The sequence below is a fragment of the Halomonas urmiana genome (assembly GCF_005780185.1).
In the GTDB taxonomy this organism is placed as follows: domain Bacteria; phylum Pseudomonadota; class Gammaproteobacteria; order Pseudomonadales; family Halomonadaceae; genus Halomonas; species Halomonas urmiana.
The window spans coordinates 196,315-213,365 of record NZ_VBUI01000002.1; the positions used below are offsets into that span (position 1 = coordinate 196,315).

Genomic DNA, 17,051 nt, shown 5'->3' on the forward strand with positions numbered 1-17,051 from the left:
CCCCCCAGGCGTGGACTCAGGGGATCCTTTTCACCGCGCAGGCGCCGACCATGGGCGACGCCTGCAACGCAGGGCACAGATCATGGGCACTACCACCAGAGGTGCGTCAGCACGCCTCCTCGAAGGCGGAGAGGCGGTCATCAACGAGGCCAGCTCCCTACTCAAGGCGATGGCCAACGACAACCGGTTGCGGATTCTCTGCCTGCTGGACGGCACCGAGCTGTCGGTGACCGAGCTGAATCAGCGGCTGGTGCTCAGTCAGTCGGCGCTGTCGCAGCACCTGGCGATCCTGCGTCGCGAGAGCCTCGTCACGACTCGCCGCGAGTCGCAGACCATCTACTACTCGCTGCAGGGCGAGCGCGCCAGGAGGCTCATCGAGGCGCTCGGTAGCCTGGACCTCGACGGCAGGTCGTAAGGCCTCAGCGCTTCTGCCAGCGACCGGCGTCAAGCATCTCCAGCCCCCGCTCGACGCCTCGCTCCACGCCTCTCGAGACTCCCAGCCCCAGGCGATGGGAGAGCGTCGGCTTCTGCTCCAGCTTCACGCTGATCACCCGGGCCTCGCGCATGCGCTCGACCAGATAGGCCTCGCTGGTGCCCAGGTCGTCCACCAGGCCCCGCTCGAGGGCATCGCTGCCGAACCAGATCTCACCGGTGGCCACCGCTTCGATGTCCAGGCCCGGGCGGCGCTCGGCCACATGGCGCTTGAACAGCTGGTGGGTGGTCTCGAGATCCTCGACGAACTTGTCGCGCCCCTCCTCGGTGTTCTCGCCGAACACCGTGAGGGTGCGCTTGTAGCGCCCCGCCGTGAGCAGCTCGACGTCGATGTCGTGACGCTTGAGCAGGCGATGGAGGTTGGGCAGCTGGGCGACCACCCCGATGGAGCCGATCACCGCGAAGGGTGCGGCACGCAGGCGATCCGCGCCACACGCCATCAGGTAGCCGCCGCTGGCTGCCACCTTGTCGACGCAGATCGTGGTGGTGAGTCCCGCCTGACGCAGCCGATCGAGCTCGGCGGCGGCGAGTCCGTAGCTGTGGACCAGCCCGCCGGCCGACTCGAGGCGCAGCACCGCCTCGTCGTTCGCGCCGGCCACCTCGAGCACCGCCGAGACCTCCTCGGCCAGACGGCCGGCGGCGCTCGCCTTGAGATCGCCGTGGAAGTCGAGCACCCAGACCGTGGGACGCGCCAGCTGCTCGCCCTTGCCGCGGGCCTGCGCCTTGTCATCGCGATGAAAGGCCTTGAGCAGGCCCTTGCGGGCGCCGGGCTGACTGGCCACCAGTTGCATTCGGCGCAGACGTTGGCGGCGGGTCTGATTGAGTTCCTCGAGTCGCAGCCGAGAGCGCTCCCCCGTCTCGCCTCGCGCCTTCATGTAAAGCGCCGCCCCCAGGCCGACCACCAAGGCCAGGGTCAACAGCTGCGCCACGAACATGCCGAAATCCGTCAGCCACTCGTTCATCATGCTCTCCGCGTCGACGCGCCCTGCCGTCAGCCTGGCCGAGGTTTCCCCGCGGCGCGAGGGCGCTTGATTCAAACAAGTGTTTCAAATACGCTGGGCAGCGCCCCATCCCTGCTCAAGACACCCTCCACTGCCCCCACAAGGATCCCCGATGTCCGATGCTACTCTCGACAAGCTCCAGCGCCGTTTCGATGCCGATGCCGCCAGCGGCATGCACGAAGTCTTCCAGTTCCACTTCAGCGACGTCGGCGACCACTACCTGGTGGTGAACGACGGCCAGCTGGAGGTGCATGAGGGCGAACACGACGATCCCTCGGTCAGCCTGAGCATGAGCAGCGACACCCTCAAGGGCGTAATGAACGGCGAGATCAATGGCATGAGCGCCTTCATGACCGGCAAGCTCAAGGCGACCGGCAACATCATGCTGGCCACCAGGCTCTCGAGCCTCTTCCCGAGTCGCTGAATCGCCCTCTTCCTAGCCGCGGCCCCCGACCTCCTTGAGGTGCGTCTCGATCAGCGCCCGCGAGATGGAGTAGAGCGGGGGCAGCTGGGGCAGGCGCCGCGGACTGAACCAGTCGGCATCGGCGATCTCGACCCCGTCGATGCGAATGCGCCGGCTGGCGGCCTCGGCGAAGAACCCCAGCATCAGCGAGTGGGGGAAGGGCCAGGGCTGACTCTTGTAGTAGCTGACCCGCCCCACACTGAGCCCCACCTCCTCGAAGACTTCGCGACGCACCGCCTCCTCGGCGGCCTCGCCGGGCTCGATGAAGCCGGCCAGGGTCGAGTAGCGCCCCGGGGGAAAGCGCGGGCTGCGCGCCAGCAGCAGCGACTCGCCGTGGGTCACCAGGGTGATGATGCAGGGCGAGTTGCGCGGATAGTTGCGATGGCCACACGCTTCGCAGTGCATGGCGAACTCGGCGTCCAGCCGCGCCGCCGGGGTCCCGCAGCGCCCACAGAACCGATGGTTCTCGAGCCAGGCCGCCACCTGCAGCGCCGTGGCGATCAGCGCGTACCAGGGCTCCGGAAGCCGAGCGAGCCACTCGCGGGCTGGCGGCCAGTCCTCGCCGGGCCGCTCCTCCAGCGACAGCGCCACCGGCTCCTCCTGCCACCAGCACAGTGGCTGCAGCCGGGCATGCCAGGGCTGGAAGGCCTGGAGGGGGCCGTCGTCGGTCCCCGGGGCGATGCGCCCGCGGGCCAGGCGAATCACCCGCCCGGCCGTCGCCTCGCTGGGCAGCTCCCGATGCAGCATCAGCGATTCACCTCCCCTCCGATGAGCCCGGCATGGGCGTCCCAGCGGCACGCTCCGGCGGCCTCGCGAATGCGCTCCAGCTTGGCCTGATGGGCGGCCAGCTCACCCTCGTCGGGGCGCACCACGCGTAGCTGTCCCGGCGTCAGCGATAGCCGGCGGATGGAGAGGCCCTGCTGTTCGCTGGAGGCTCCCTCCGCGGCCGCCGAGGCGTCCAGCGACAGCGCGGTCTGGCCGCCGGTCATCGCCAGGTAGACGTCGGCGAGGATCTCGGCGTCGAGCAGGGCGCCGTGCAGCACCCGGTGTCCGTTCTCGATGTCGTAGCGCTTGCACAGCGCGTCGAGGTTGTTGCGCTGACCGGGATGGCGATCGCGCGCCATCTTCAGCGTATCGAGGATCCGGCAGTGCTCGGCGACCGGGCCGAGGCGCGGCTCGCCGCGGCGCGCGTTGAGCAGGCCAAGCTCATGATCGATGAAGCCCACGTCGAAGGGCGCGTTGTGGATCACCAGTTCCGCCCCCTCGATGAAGGACCAGAAGGCGTCGGCGACCGCGGCGAACACCGGCTCGTCGGCCACGCGCTCGTTGGTGATGCCGTGGATGCCGATGGCCTCGGCCTCGATGTCGCGCTCGGGATTGATGAACTGGTGGTAGGAATTGCCGGTGAGGCGGCGGTTGACCATCTCGACCGCCCCGATCTCGATCAGGCGATGGCCGTCGCGGGGGTCGATGCCGGTGGTCTCGGTATCCAGGATGATCTGACGCATGGGGTCCTCGTCGACTCGCGGGTAACAGGGGGGTGGGAAGCCAGGGGCGACACGGCCGTCACACGGTGGAACGTCACTGCCCGGAGCGGACGTCGTGTCTCAACCCAGCGATGCCTTCTCGCACCGAGCCGCGCGCGGGGTGCCGATCCGGGTGGCGCTGCCGAGCGTCGGCCCCATCAGGGGACTGGCCAGCTCGAACCCCGGGCGCTGCGGTTGGACCAGCTGGGTCCGGCGCCGGGCGAGGATCATGTAGCTGTCGCCAAGCGGCAGGTTGTGCCGCCGTCCGAGGGTCTCCAGCATGGCGTTGCGCGGCTGGCCGCCGGGCAGATGGAAGCCGCAGTAGTCTACCCGGTCGATCTCGAAGTCGACAAACGTAAGCCAGTCTCCCAGGCGCCCAGGCGTGCGCCAGCGCCCCCGCCCGGGCATGCGCTCGCGCCGCCCGGGCCAGGCGCGTGACAGGCCACCGGCACTCAGCGGATACCAACCGAAGATGATCAGCCGACCGTCGTCTGCGGTGACGCGAGCCGCCTCCTGCAGCATGTGGTGAGGGTCGGGCACCACCTCCAGCAGGTGGTGGATCACCACCAGGCTGACGCTGTCATCGGCCAGCGGCAGGCCATCGGGTGGGCAGACCAGGGTCGCGTCATGGGCGGCCATCTCGCGGGTCGGCGCCCAGCTCAGGGCATGGCGGATCGGGCAGATGTCACTCAGCACCGGCGCCATGCCGAGCTCCAGGCTGTGCCGGCCAAAGAGACGCTCGCAGACCGGCCCCAGGCAGGCGCGCTCGGCCCGCCACAGGGTCTGCCCCGCCGGAGACGCCCAGTAGCGCCGGCCATCCCGTACCAGCTGCGCCAGTCCATGGAGATCCCGCGAATTTGACATAACGCCCTTATCCCTCCAAAGTGCCGGGTTTTGCAAGCCATATCGCAACGAATCGCGGCAGCGTCTGGGAACGCCTCCGTCAAGGATCCTGAGCCATGTTGAGCGTGACACCGATCCCCGCCTTTAGCGACAACTATATCTGGCTGCTGCGCCAGGATACGAGCCGGGCAGTCTGCGTGGTGGACCCGGGCGATGCAACGCCGGTGATCGAGTGGCTGGAGCGCGAGGGCCTCGAGCTCGGCGCCGTGCTCATCACCCATCACCACCCGGATCATACCGGTGGCCTGCGCGAGCTGATCACGCGCTATTCGCCGCGCGTGATCGGGCCGGACAACCCCGCCATCGACGGCATCGACGAGCGGGTCGGCGACGGTGACGAGGTGCGGGTGATGGGGCGGCTGTTCGAGGTATTCGCCCTGCCCGGCCATACCCTGGATCACATCGGCTTCTTTACGGCGGGCATCCCGCCGCTGCTGTTCTGTGGCGACGTGCTCTTCAGCGGCGGCTGCGGGCGGCTCTTCGAGGGCACGCCGGCGCAGATGCACGAGTCGCTGTCGCGCCTGGCGACCCTGCCGGAGGAGACCCTGGTCTTCGCCGCTCATGAGTACACCCAGGCCAACCTGGCCTTCGCCCGCGCCGCCGACCCGGACAACACCGACGTCGAGACGGCCCAGGAAGAGTGCCGCCGCGCCCGCGAGCTCGACCGCCCCACGCTGCCGAGCACCCTCGGCCGTGAACGCCGAATCAACCCGTTCCTGCGCTGCGACTCGGCCGGCGTGCGCCAGGCTGCCGCCGCCCATGGCGACACCGACACCGACCTGGCGACCTTCACCACGCTGCGCACCTGGAAAGACGACTTCTGAACGCTCTGATGACAGACGTTTTCGGGCCTGCCCCCGCGGGGCGGGTCTTCGTATGACCTGGAGATCACCTCTCGATGACCTACTACACCTCACGTCGACGGATCCTGGGCTTCACCAGCTGTCTCGCTCTCATGGGATCACTGATGGCCGCCGGCAACAGCCAGGCCTCAACGACGCCCGGGAGCGCCTTCAAGGATGATTCGGCCAGCCAGACGGCCCGCCCCGCCCCTCTGCCCAGCAGCCTGCATTTCTGGGACGCCCTGGCCCTGGAACCCCAGGACGCCTGGTCGCGCCTCAGCGAGGCCTTCCAGTGGCAGGCAGACGCCGACCATCCGCGCGTCCAGCACTGGATCGAGCACTATCGCCAGAGCCCACACAATATCGCCGAGATCACCGAACGGGCTCGTCCATGGCTCGCCTGGATCACCGAGCGCGTCGAGGAGCGCCAGCTGCCCGGCGAGATCGCCCTGATCCCGTTCATCGAAAGCTCATTCGATCCCACCGCCCTTAGCCATCGTGGCGCCAGCGGCCTCTGGCAGTTCATGCCCGGTACCGGCAACGCCCTGGGCCTGCACCGCGGCGGTGGCTACGACGGACGCCTCGACGTGGCGCGCTCCACCCACGCCGCACTGGACTACATCGAGATGCAGGCCGACCAGTGGTACGAGGGCGATATCGAACTCTCCCTGGCCGCCTACAATGCCGGCGCCGGCAACGTGAACCGTGCCCGCAGTGCCGCGCTCGCCCAGGGCAAGGCCGGCAGTTACTGGGATCTCGACCTGCCGCGGGAGACCATGGACTATGTGCCCAAGCTGATCGCCATCTCGACGATCATCGCCGACCCCGAGCGCTATGGCGTCGCGCTGCCCGAGATCGAGGCCGAGCCCGCCGTGGCCGAGGTGCCGGTGACCCGGTCGCTGGCGCTTGGCGAGGCGGCCAGGCTTGCCGGCGTCTCGCGCACCGAACTCGAGGATCTCAATCCCGGCCTGCTCGGCAACCGCGCCGACCCTCGGCGCGTGACGCGCCTGCTGGTGCCCGCCGAAAGCGCCACCCGCATGGTCGCCCGGCTGCGCCGCGACACCCCCGATCGCGCGACCACCCCCAGCGCCGCGACCTACGTGGTGCGCCGAGGCGACAGCCTCTCGGCGATCGCCTCGCGCCACTCCGTGACCCTGGCCGAGCTGGCCCGCTGGAACGGCATCGAGCGGCCCGATACTTTACAACCGGGGCAACAGCTGACACTTTCCGGTAGTTGATGACCGGGGCCAAGGCCCCGCCCTGCTACAAGGATGCTGATCGATGCGACACGCTGCCCCTGGCCTGGGCCTGCTGCTGGGTGCGATGCTCGGCGGGCCGGCCCTGGCGGCCGAGCCCGCCGACGTGCCGACCGTGCACGGTCTGGCCCTCTACGGCGACCCGGCCCTGCCCGCCGACTTCGCCCACCTGCCCCATGCCGACCCCGAGGCCCCGATTGGGGGCAGCCTGGTGCGCTCGGCCATCGGCAGCTTCGACTCGACCAACCCCTTCATCATCCGCGGCACCCCGGCCACCGGGCTGACCGAGATCTACGACACCCTGCTGGCCCAGAACCCCGACGAGCCGTTCTCGATGTACGGACTGCTCGCCGAGGGCGTACGCCTGGATCCCGATCGCCAGTGGATCGAGTTCGACCTCCACCCCCAGGCACGCTTCCACGACGGCCACCCGGTCACCGCCGAGGACGTGATCTTCAGCTTCGAGACGCTGACCGAGCAGGGCCAGCCGTTCTATGCCGCCTACTACGCCGACGTGGTGGAGGTCCGGGCCGTCGATGCGGACACCGTGCACATCGACCTGGCCGACAGCGAATCCCGCGAGTTGCCGCTGATACTCGGCCAGCTGCCGATCCTCCCGGCCCACTACTGGGCGGGCCGGGACTTCGAGGCGACCACCCGGGACGCCCTGCTCGGCTCGGGCCCCTACCGCATCGCCACCGTGGAGCCGGGCCGGCGCATCGTCTACGAGCGCGTGGCGGACTACTGGGGGCAGGATCTTCCCGTGAACCGCGGCCGTCACAACATCGAACGGCTGATCTACGACTACTACCGCGACCAGACCGTGGCCCTGGAGGCCTTCAAGGCCGGTAACCTCGACCTGCGCATCGAGACCAGCGCCCGCAACTGGGCCACCGCCTACGATTTTCCGGCCCTCGACGCGGGCTTCGTCGAGCGCCTCGAGGTGCCGGATGGCCAGCCCGCCGGCATGCAGGCTTACGTGATGAACCTGCGCCGCGAGACCTTCCAGGACGTGCGCGTGCGCGAGGCGCTGAACCTCGCCTTCGACTTCGAGTGGCTCAATCGTAACCTCTTCTACGGCGCCTACGAACGCACCGAGAGCTACTTCGCCAACTCCGAGATGGCCGCCGAGGGGCTGCCGAGCGAGGCCGAGCTCGCGCTGCTCGAGCCCCATCGCGAGGCGCTGCCCGACGAGGTCTTCGAGTCGCCACTACCGATCGATCACCCCGAGGGGCTGCGCCCACGGCTTGCCAAGGCGCTGAAACTGCTCAATGAGGCGGGCTACGCGGTTCAGGATGGCGTCATGACCCACCTCGATACCGGCGCACCGCTGCGCCTGGAGGTACTGCTCTTCGACACCCAGTTCGAGCGGGTCGTGCAGCCGCTGCTGCAGAACCTCGAGCGGCTCGGCATCCAGGGCGACATCCGCATCGTCGACGTCAACCAGTACCTCAATCGGCTGCGCGGCTTCGACTTCGATATCATCGTCGGCAGCTTCCCCCAGTCGGCCAACCCCGGCAACGAGCAGCGCGACTTCTGGACCAGCGAGTTCGCCGATGTCCCCCAGAGCCGCAACCTGATCGGGCTGAGCGACCCGGTGATCGACGACCTGGTCGACGCGCTGATCGCCGCCGACTCCCGGGAGGCGCTCGACACCGCCGCCAGGGCGCTGGACCGGGTGCTGCGCTGGGGGTTCTACGTCATACCCCAGTGGCACCTGGGCCAGACGCGCATCGCGCTGTGGGACAAATTCGGCTGGCAGGAGCCCTTCCCCGAGTACGGCCTGGATCTCCACGCCTGGTGGGTGGACCCCGAGCGCGGCCGCGAGATCGAGGCCCGCCAGCGCAATCGCTGAACGAGGGGCGAGGTGTGAGGTGTGAGGTGTGAGGTGTGAGGTGTGAGGTGTGAGGTGTGACACCAATGCTGCTGGCAGATGAGCGCCGGGGACAAGGCGCAGCGAGGGTCCTACGCCAGGGGTGAGGAGCACTGCTCCGAACGGGCTGGCCATGGATGGCCAGCACCGGCCCTGCAAGCGGAGCAGGATGCAAGAGCGCCGCAGGGCGTCGGTAGCGCCCAGGGAAGGGTTCACAGCGCCCTCGCGGTGGTCCGGCACTCCGGGGCTTGGCGCCGGGAAAGCTCATCTCTCGTTGAGATTTCATAGAAGCTCTAAGGATACGCCGTGGCCGCCTACGTACTGCGCCGCCTGCTGCTAATGATCCCCACTCTGCTGGGAATCATGCTGCTCAACTTCATCATCGTCCAGGCCGCCCCGGGCGGCCCCATCGACCAGGTACTGGCCCGCTTCCAGGGGCTCTCCAGCCAGGCCAGCACGCGCATGGAAGGGGGCGGCGGCGACGTCTCGGCGAGCGGCGAATCGCGCGGCGCCCGGGGCATTCCCCCCGCCTTCATCGAGAAGCTCGAGGCGCAGTTCGGTTTCGATGAGCCGGCCCACGAGCGCTTCCTCGGCATGATCGCCGACTACGCGACCTTCGATTTCGGCGAGAGCTTCTTTCGCGACGAACAGGTCACCACCCTGATGCTCGAACGCCTGCCGGTGTCGATCTCGCTGGGCCTGTGGACCACCCTGGTGGTCTACCTGGTCTCGATCCCGCTGGGCATCCGCAAGGCCCTGCACCACGGTTCCACCTTCGACGTCTGGAGCTCGGGGCTGGTGATCGTCGGCTACGCCATCCCCGGCTTCCTGTTCGCGATCCTGTTGATCGTGCTGTTCGCCGGCGGCAGTTACTGGGACCTGTTCCCGCTGCGCGGCCTCACCTCGGCGGACTTCGACGAACTCTCCCCCTGGGGCAAGGTGAAGGACTACCTCTGGCACATCACCCTGCCGGTGGCCGCCTCGGCGATCGGCAGCTTCGCGACCCTCACCATGCTGACCAAGAACAGCTTCCTCGACGAGGTGCACAAGCAGTACGTGCTGACCGCCCGCGCCAAGGGCGCCAGCGACCGGCGGGTGCTGTACGGCCATGTGTTCCGCAACGCCATGCTGATCATCATCGCAGGCCTGCCCGCCGCGCTGGTGGGCATCTTCTTCACCGGCTCGCTGCTCATCGAGGTGATCTTCTCCCTCAATGGGCTCGGCCTGCTGGGCTTCGAAGCGGTGATGCAGCGCGACTACCCGGTGATCTTCGGCACCCTCTATCTCTACACCTTGATCGGCCTGATCCTGAAGCTGGTCTCGGACCTGACCTATGTGTGGGTCGACCCGCGCATCGACTTCGAGACACGGGAGTCCTGAGTCATGAACGCCCCCAGCACCGCCCCCGGCATCGCCACTCGCCGCCCGTCACGCCTCTCGCCGATCACTCGGCGCCGCCTGGCGGTGTTTCGCGACAATCGCCGCGCCAGGCTCTCGCTGTGGATCTTCGCGGCGCTGTTCCTGCTCAGCCTGGTCGCCGAGCTGATCGCCAACGACCGGCCGATCGTCATGCAGTACCAGGGGCAGTGGTATGCGCCGGTGCTGGTGGACTATCCCGATACCGCGTTCGGCGGTTTCCTGCCGAGTCCCGCCGACTATCGCGACCCCTTCACCCGGGACGAGATCACCGCCAACGGCTGGATGCTCTGGCCGCCGATTCCCTTCTCCTACGAGACCCTGGACCGGGCGCTCGACCACCCCGCTCCCTCGCCGCCCACCACCCGCCACTGGCTGGGCACCGACGACCAGGGTCGCGACGTGCTGGCCAGGGTCATCTACGGCTTTCGGCTCTCGGTGATCTTCGCACTGGTGCTCACGGCCGGCTCGCTGGTGCTCGGGGTGCTGGCCGGCGGCATCCAGGGCTACTTCGGCGGCAAGGTCGACCTGATCGGCCAGCGCTTCACCGAGATCTGGTCGGGGCTGCCGATGCTCTTTCTGCTGATCATCCTGGCGAGCCTGGTGGAGCCCAACCTCTGGTGGCTGCTCGGCATCATGCTGCTGTTCTCCTGGCTGGGCCTGGTCGACGTGGTGCGCGCCGAGTTCCTGCGCGCGCGCAACCTGGAGTACGTGCGCGCCGCCCGCGCCATGGGTCTGCCCTCGCACCTGATCATGTGGCGCCACGTGCTGCCCAACGCCATGGTCGCGACCCTGACCTTCATCCCCTTCCTGTTCACGGGGGCGATCACCACCCTCACCGCCCTGGACTTCCTCGGCTTCGGCCTCCCCCCGGGCTCGCCCTCGCTCGGCGAGCTGGTCGCGCAGGGCAAGAACAACCTGCAGGCGCCGTGGCTCGGCATCACCGCCTTCGTGACCCTGTCGGTGATGCTCTCGCTGCTGGTGTTCATCGGCGAGGGGCTGCGCGACGCCTTCGACCCGCGCCATATCCAGCATGCCGCCACCCCGAGGACGCCCCACGATGCCTGAGCCCCTGCTGCGACTCGACGACCTGACCATCGCCTTCGACGACGTGACCGTGGTCGACCGGCTGTCGCTCACGGTGCGACGCGGCGAGACCCTGGCCCTGGTGGGCGAGTCCGGCTCCGGGAAATCGGTCTCGGCGCTCGGCGCCATGAGCCTGCTGCCCCCCAACGCGCGAATCGAGGGCGGTCGCCGCCTCGGCGACACCGACCTCGCCGGCCTCTCGCCGCGAGGCTGGCGGGGACTGCGCGGCAGCCGGGTAGGCTTCGTCTTCCAGGAGCCCATGACCTCGCTGAACCCGCTGCACCCCATCGGCAAGCAGATCGGCGAGGCACTGCGCCTGCACCAGGGGCTTACCGGGAAGGCGGCGCGACACCGCACCCGGGCGCTGCTCGAGCAGGTCAAGCTGCCGCGGGCCGAGGAGCTGCTGGACGCCTGGCCGCATCAGATCTCCGGCGGCCAGCGCCAGCGGGTGATGATCGCCATGGCCATTGCCAACGAGCCGGAGCTGCTGATCGCCGACGAGCCGACCACGGCGCTGGACGTCACCGTGCAGCAGGAGATCCTCGCCCTGCTGGCCGAACTGCGTGACCGCCACGGCATGGGCATGCTCTTCATCACCCACGACCTCAACCTGGTGCGCCGCCACGCCGACCGGGTCTGCGTGATGCACCACGGCCAGTCGCAGGAGAGCGGCGCGGTGGACGAGGTCTTCACCCGTCCGACGAGCCCCCATACCCGCCTGCTGCTCGATGCCGAGCCGAGCGGACGGCCGGTGCCCATCGAGATACGCGCGCCGCTACTCGCGGCGCGCGGCATCGGGGTCAGTTTCCAGCGCCCGAAGCGGCTGTTTTCGCGTCGCCCGCCGCCCTTCGAGGCCGTCAAGCCGCTGGACCTTTCAGTGGCGCCCGGCGAGACCCTGGGCATCGTCGGCGAATCCGGCTCGGGCAAGACCACCCTGGCCCTGGCCCTGCTGCGCCTGGGCCAGGGGCGCGGCGAGATCGACTTCGACGGGGCACGCCTCGATCAGCTAAGCGGCAACGACCTGCGCCGCCAGCGCCGTAGCCTGCAGGTGGTCTTCCAGGATCCCTACGGCTCGCTCTCCCCGCGCCTGCCGGTCTTCGATATCGTCAGCGAGGGGCTGCGCTTCCACCACCCGGAGCTCTCCCTGGTCGAGGTCGAGCGGCGGGTCCGCGACACCCTGCGCGAGGTCGGCCTGCCCGAGGCGTGTGCCTCCCGCTACCCCCACGAGTTCTCCGGCGGCCAGCGCCAACGCATCGCGGTGGCGCGCGCCATCATCCTCGAGCCGCGTCTGGTGGTGCTCGACGAGCCCACCTCGGCGCTGGACCGCAGCGTGCAGAAGCAACTCGTCGAACTGCTGCGCGACCTGCAGGCCCGGCGTCGGCTGAGCTACCTGTTCATCAGCCACGACCTGGCGGTGGTGCGTGCCATGGCGCACCGCATCCTGGTGCTCAAGGACGGCGAAGTGATGGAGCAGGGTGACTGCCGACAGGTGCTCGAGCAGCCCGCCAGCGACTATACCCGGGCCCTGGTGGCGGCCGCCGGCCTCAGCGAGGTCGACTGAGTCGGAAAACGCCAGGACGACGACGAGGCGCCGATCGGCTTCCGAGATACTAGATAACGGTATAAGAATGATCGAGCAGGGCATCGCGCCGTCATCCGTGTCGAGCCCGAGGGGTCATCGCATCGGGATACGATCATCGGGCGCCTGCGTCATCGGGGCGTTGACAGGCGGTGAGTACGCGCCAGTTACGCTGAGTTACACTACGTCTCTATCAACATGCCGATGAGACGCCATGCGTAGCCTCTTCTCCTCGCTGCTCGCCCCCCTGCTGGCCGCGCTGCTCATGGCGAGTGCCAGCGCCGCGGCGCTGGATCTCGACGAGGGCTGGGAATACCGCTGGGGAGACTCCCCCTTCCGCGCCGATGGCACCCCCGCCTGGGTCGAAGAGCCCGCCAGCGAGGACGCCTGGCATTCCATCGCCTTCCCCTCCAACCCACCCGGTCGCGACGGCCACAAGCACGCCTGGTTTCGCATCACCCTCCCGGAGGCGGAGTGGCGGGACCCGGTGCTGTACATCTACAGCGTCGACCTGATCACCCAGGTCTGGCTCGGTGACGAGCGAATCTACCAGTACGGTCGCTTCGATGCGCTAGGCGAGGGACGCTTCGAGGGCTGGCCCTGGCACATGATCAGCCTGCCCGAGACCTTCGCGGGCAGAACTCTCTATTTCCGCGTCTTCTCGGACTACACCGACATCGGCCTGTGGGGCGAAGTCAAGCTGATGGACCGCCCCGACCTGCTGACCTATATCCTGAAGCGCTCGGCAGGCGACCTAGTGGTCAGTGCCTTCCTGATGCTGCTGGCCCTGCTTGCCTTCGTCTTCGCCCTGATCCAGGCCAACCGACGCAGCTTCGTCGGCATCGGGCTCTTCGCGCTGGCCTCCAGCATCATGCTGCTCGCCGAGACCCAGGCCAGCCAACTGCTGCTCGACATGCCCCTGCTGTGGGACTACCTGGTCGCTGCGGGCTACTACACCCTGCCCGTGGCCATGGGGCTGATGCTGGAACACTGGTTCGCCGAGCAGCGCCCACGGCTGCTGCGCCGCATCTGGCAGCTGCACCTGGGCTACGTCGCGGGGGCCATCGGGCTGGCCGTCGCCGGGATCATCGACCTCTCCAGCACCTTCCCTCCCTTCGATGCGCTGCTGGTGGTGAGCCTCATCGGGATGTTCACGACCATCGTCGTGCATCTGGGGGTACTCAACGGCGAACAGCGGCTGATCGTGCTGAGCTACGGGCTCTTCGCCCTGGTGCTGCTGATCGACATGGCCGTGGCCCATGGGCTGCTCGGCTGGCGTCGTGTCCCGGTCAACGGCGGCGCGCTGGGCTTCGCGCTGGCCATCGTGATGATCTCGCTCTGGCACTATCGCCAGACCCAGCGGGAACTGCAGCGCCTGAACCACTCCCTGGAGCAGCAGGTCACCGAGCGCACCCAGGCCCTCGAGCAGATAGTCATGAAGCTGCAGGCCTTCTCCTACGAGGATGCCCTGACCGGGGTGCACAACCGGCGCTACTTTGATGAGCTGGTCGAGCACGAGGCCGCCCTGGCCCGGCGCAACGGCACACCCTTGACCCTGGCGATGATCGATATCGACCATTTCAAGCAGTTCAACGACCGCGAGGGCCATGAGGCGGGGGATACGGTACTGATCGGCCTGGGGCGTCTGCTGACCCATCATTTCCGCGACAGCGACGAGGTCTGCCGCATGGGCGGAGAAGAGTTCGTCGTCGTCATGCCGGGCGCGACCGCGGCCATGGTCGAGGCGCGCCTGGCCGAACTAATGGAGATTCTCGGCCGCACGCGCTTTCGTTATCGCGACCGCGTGCTCGACACCCTGTCGATCTCCTGCGGCATCGCCTCCTATCCCGAGCATGCCAGCGAGCCACTGACGCTGATCGGGCTCGCCGACAAGGCGCTCTATTCGGCCAAGCACCGCGGACGAGCCCGGGTCGAGACCTACGCGTGAGCGCGCGCGCTGCTCAGGCGAGACGCGTGCCTGGGCAAGGAGGCGAAGTCGGGGCGGGATCAAGGAGATGGCCCATCCGTGTCAGAACTGGGCGCGTTCATCCTCGGTGAGCTCTCGCCATTCGCCGGGCGCCAGCCCGCCGAGCACCAGCGGACCGATGGATTCACGATGCAGCGCCTCCACATGGTGGCCGATCGCCGCGAACATGCGCTTGACCTGGTGGTACTTGCCCTCGAAGAGAGTCAACTCGGCCACCCGCGGCTCGCGCATCGCCAGGTCAGCGGGGCGCGTCGACTTCTCCTCGCCCTCCAGCCAGAGTCCCTCGGCGAACTGGCTCATGGCGGCGACCAGGGCCTCTCCCTCCAACGGCTCGGCCAGGGTGACGCGATAGACCTTGCCACAGCGTCGCTTCGGCGAGGTCACCCGGTGGGACCACTGGCCATCATCGGTGAGCAGCACCAGGCCGGTGGTGTCGACGTCGAGTCGACCGACCGTCTGCAGACGCTCCACATGCGGCAGGTCGACCAGCTCGCGGACCAGCGGATAGAGGCCCCGCCGGGCGCTGCATTCGACTCCCGCGGGCTTGTTGAGCATCACGTAGCGCAGGCCGACCAGCGCCAGGGGCTCGCCGTTCCAGGTGACCCGACGGCTCGCGTCGACCTGGGTGGCGGGGTTCTTGATCACCTCGCCATCCACCTGCACCTCCTCGCGGTGCAGCGCCTTCTTGGCCAGGCTGCGGGTCAGGTCGGTGGTCTCGCAGAGAAAACGGTCCAGGCGCATCAGAACCCCACCCCGTCGGCGAGGCCGAAGTGGTCGGCATCGCGCCAGGCCGGAAACTTCTCGCGAAACGCCGTAAGCTCCGCCAGCGAGAGCACGCCGGTCTTCAGGAAAGGCGTGTCGCGGGGCTCGTCGAGAAGCGCCTCGCCCTTGGCATCGATCAGCATGGAGTCGCCGGCGTAGGCGAGTCCCTTGGCATCCTCGCCGACCCGGTTGACGCCGATCACCGGACACAGGTTCTCGATGGCGCGCGCCTGCAGCAGCACCCGCCATGGATGGCGACGCGGAGCCGGCCAGTTGGCCACGCAGAGCAGGGCGTCGTATTCGAAGTGCTCATCGGGCCCCGGCTGCTGGCGCAGCCAGACGGGGAAGCGCAGGTCATAGCAGACGCTGAGCAGCAGGCGAAATCCCTTGAGCTCGACGATCACTCGCTCGTGGCCCATGGCGTAGCGCTCGTGCTCGCCGGCCATGCGAAACAGGTGGCGCTTGTCGTAGTGCACCAGGCTGCCGTCCGGCCGCGCCCAGATCAGGCGATTGAAGTAGTCGCCGTCCTCCACCACGGCCACGCTGCCGGTGACCACGCAGCCGCGGCGGGCCGCCTGGGCCTGCAGCCAGGCCACGGTGCGGCTCTCGGCCATGGACTCGGCCATCTCGCGGGAGTTCATGGTGAAGCCGGTGGCGAACATCTCCGGCAGCACGATCAGGTCCGTGTCGTCGGCGCCGAGATCGCCCAGCGTCTCCTCGAGCATCCGACAGTTGGCATCGGGATCTTCCCAGCGCAGGTCGCACTGCACCAGGGTGGTTCGCAACTCGCTCATCGGGGGACTCCGTCCGGGGATGTATCTGGCCCACAGACTACCGCAGCACCGGCGTCGCGTCAGCCGTCCCCGCATGGCGGCGGCGCCGATAGCCTGCTAATCTCGAGGGTTTTTGCGACACGAGATCTCCATGACGCGCTCCCTCGATTCCGCTACAGGCGCTGGCTTCTCCCGGGAAACCGGTCAGGGCGTGGCCTTCGGCCTGGCCGCCTACATGATGTGGGGCTGTTTTCCGCTGTTCTTCGCCCTCTTCCAGGGCGTACCCGCCTTCGAGGTGCTGATCCACCGGGTGATCTGGTCCTGCGCCTTCCTGGCCGGCCTGATCACCCTGCTCGGCCGCTGGTCACCCGTTCGCCTGGCCCTGGCCGAGCCGAGGCGGCTGGGTCGCGTGCTGGGCTGCGCGCTGCTGATCGCCTTGAACTGGGGGCTCTACATCTATTCGGTGGAGACCCACCACGTGCTGCAGGCGAGCCTTGGGTATTTCATGACGCCGCTGGTCAACGTGGCGCTGGGCATGCTGGTGCTGCGCGAGCGCATGGCCCGCCTGCAGGGCGTTGCGGTGGCACTGGCCGTCGCGGCCATCGCGATCCAGCTGGTGATGCTCGGCGAGCTGCCCTGGATCAGCCTCACCCTCGCCTTCTCCTTCGGCACCTATGGGCTGCTGCGCAAGCAGGTGAGGCTCGACGGCCTCTCGGGGCTGTTCGTCGAGACCCTGCTGCTCTTGCCCCTGGCGCTGATGACGCTGGGCTGGCTCGCCCAGGCCGAGCTCTCCCACTTCCTCCACGAGGGCCGCACCACCCTGCTGCTGATCGCCAGCGGGGTGATCACTGCCCTGCCCCTGCTGGCCTTCGCCGGCGCCGCACGGCGCCTGCGCCTGGCCACGCTGGGGTTTCTGATGTATCTCAACCCGACCATCCAGTTCGTGATCGCCCTACTGGTCTTCCATGAGCCGCTGCCGGCCACGCAGCTGGCGACCTTCGTGCTGATCTGGCTCGGCCTGGCCCTCTATTCCTGGTCGGCCTGGCACGCCCACAGTCGACGCGCCGCCCCCCAGACGGCGTCGCGTTGATC

The 17,051-nt window shown here is 68.3% G+C and carries 16 protein-coding genes; 10 read left to right on the forward strand and 6 right to left on the reverse strand.

The window, feature by feature from the left end:
• Nucleotides 1–82: 82 nt before the first annotated feature.
• Entirely contained in the window at nt 83–415 is a 333-nt protein-coding gene (locus tag FEI13_RS02255; RefSeq protein ID WP_138179115.1) for an ArsR/SmtB family transcription factor, read from the forward strand.
• Nucleotides 416–419: 4 nt separating this feature from the next.
• Here the strand turns inward: FEI13_RS02255 and sohB are convergent, their stop codons facing one another.
• Entirely contained in the window at nt 420–1,454 is a 1,035-nt protein-coding gene (gene sohB / locus FEI13_RS02260; protein WP_138179117.1) for a protease SohB, read from the reverse strand.
• 151 nt (nt 1,455–1,605) lie between these two features.
• Here sohB and FEI13_RS02265 point away from each other — a divergent pair, with 151 nt between their 5' ends.
• Nucleotides 1,606–1,917, forward strand: coding sequence for an SCP2 sterol-binding domain-containing protein (locus tag FEI13_RS02265; RefSeq protein ID WP_138179119.1), 312 nt, complete (start codon nt 1,606–1,608; stop codon nt 1,915–1,917).
• A gap of 12 nt (nt 1,918–1,929) precedes the next feature.
• Here the strand turns inward: FEI13_RS02265 and nudC are convergent, their stop codons facing one another.
• The 3 genes from nudC to FEI13_RS02280 form a co-directional block, all read right to left on the reverse strand.
• The gene (gene nudC, locus FEI13_RS02270) at nt 1,930–2,703 is read right to left on the reverse strand and encodes an NAD(+) diphosphatase (RefSeq protein ID WP_138179121.1); all 774 of its coding nucleotides are present in this window, start codon (nt 2,701–2,703) and stop codon (nt 1,930–1,932) included.
• Complete coding sequence (gene dnaQ, locus FEI13_RS02275; protein ID WP_138179123.1) at nt 2,703–3,464, reverse strand: DNA polymerase III subunit epsilon; 762 nt, start codon at nt 3,462–3,464, stop codon at nt 2,703–2,705. Before dnaQ ends, nudC begins: the two co-directional genes overlap by 1 nt.
• 99 nt (nt 3,465–3,563) lie before the next feature.
• A complete protein-coding gene (locus FEI13_RS02280) occupies nt 3,564–4,346 on the reverse strand; it encodes a methyltransferase domain-containing protein (protein ID WP_138179125.1) in 783 nt (260 codons plus the stop codon).
• Nucleotides 4,347–4,441: 95 nt separating this feature from the next.
• Here FEI13_RS02280 and gloB point away from each other — a divergent pair, with 95 nt between their 5' ends.
• The 7 genes from gloB to FEI13_RS02315 all read left to right on the forward strand — a co-directional run bounded on the left by gloB (nt 4,442) and on the right by FEI13_RS02315 (nt 14,385).
• On the forward strand, nt 4,442–5,209 hold the full coding sequence (gene gloB, locus FEI13_RS02285; RefSeq protein ID WP_138179127.1) for a hydroxyacylglutathione hydrolase: 768 nt from the start codon (nt 4,442–4,444) through the stop codon (nt 5,207–5,209).
• A gap of 74 nt (nt 5,210–5,283) precedes the next feature.
• Nucleotides 5,284–6,465: a transglycosylase SLT domain-containing protein gene (locus tag FEI13_RS02290; protein ID WP_138179129.1), complete on the forward strand. Its 1,182-nt coding sequence runs from the start codon at nt 5,284–5,286 to the stop codon at nt 6,463–6,465.
• Between the two features lie 43 nt (nt 6,466–6,508).
• Complete coding sequence (locus tag FEI13_RS02295) at nt 6,509–8,338, forward strand: extracellular solute-binding protein (protein WP_138179131.1); 1,830 nt, start codon at nt 6,509–6,511, stop codon at nt 8,336–8,338.
• Between the two features lie 324 nt (nt 8,339–8,662).
• Nucleotides 8,663–9,736, forward strand: coding sequence for a microcin C ABC transporter permease YejB (locus tag FEI13_RS02300; RefSeq protein ID WP_138179133.1), 1,074 nt, complete (start codon nt 8,663–8,665; stop codon nt 9,734–9,736).
• 3 nt (nt 9,737–9,739) lie between these two features.
• Nucleotides 9,740–10,840 (forward strand): ABC transporter permease, encoded by a 1,101-nt coding sequence (locus FEI13_RS02305; protein WP_138179135.1) that lies wholly within the window; start codon nt 9,740–9,742, stop codon nt 10,838–10,840.
• Nucleotides 10,833–12,419, forward strand: coding sequence for an ABC transporter ATP-binding protein (locus tag FEI13_RS02310; RefSeq protein ID WP_138179137.1), 1,587 nt, complete (start codon nt 10,833–10,835; stop codon nt 12,417–12,419). The genes FEI13_RS02305 and FEI13_RS02310 overlap by 8 nt, the downstream gene beginning before the upstream one ends.
• A gap of 232 nt (nt 12,420–12,651) precedes the next feature.
• Nucleotides 12,652–14,385 (forward strand): sensor domain-containing diguanylate cyclase, encoded by a 1,734-nt coding sequence (locus FEI13_RS02315; protein WP_138179139.1) that lies wholly within the window; start codon nt 12,652–12,654, stop codon nt 14,383–14,385.
• An 81-nt stretch (nt 14,386–14,466) separates the two neighbouring features.
• Here the strand turns inward: FEI13_RS02315 and FEI13_RS02320 are convergent, their stop codons facing one another.
• Both FEI13_RS02320 and FEI13_RS02325 read right to left on the reverse strand, forming a co-directional pair.
• Nucleotides 14,467–15,165 (reverse strand): pseudouridine synthase, encoded by a 699-nt coding sequence (locus FEI13_RS02320; protein WP_138179141.1) that lies wholly within the window; start codon nt 15,163–15,165, stop codon nt 14,467–14,469.
• Nucleotides 15,165–15,980, reverse strand: coding sequence for an amidohydrolase (locus FEI13_RS02325; protein WP_138179143.1), 816 nt, complete (start codon nt 15,978–15,980; stop codon nt 15,165–15,167). Before FEI13_RS02325 ends, FEI13_RS02320 begins: the two co-directional genes overlap by 1 nt.
• Nucleotides 15,981–16,110: 130 nt before the next feature.
• Between FEI13_RS02325 and rarD the strand changes: the two genes are divergently transcribed.
• Nucleotides 16,111–17,049: an EamA family transporter RarD gene (gene rarD / locus FEI13_RS02330; RefSeq protein WP_138179145.1), complete on the forward strand. Its 939-nt coding sequence runs from the start codon at nt 16,111–16,113 to the stop codon at nt 17,047–17,049.
• The last annotated feature ends 2 nt before the right edge of the window (nt 17,050–17,051 follow it).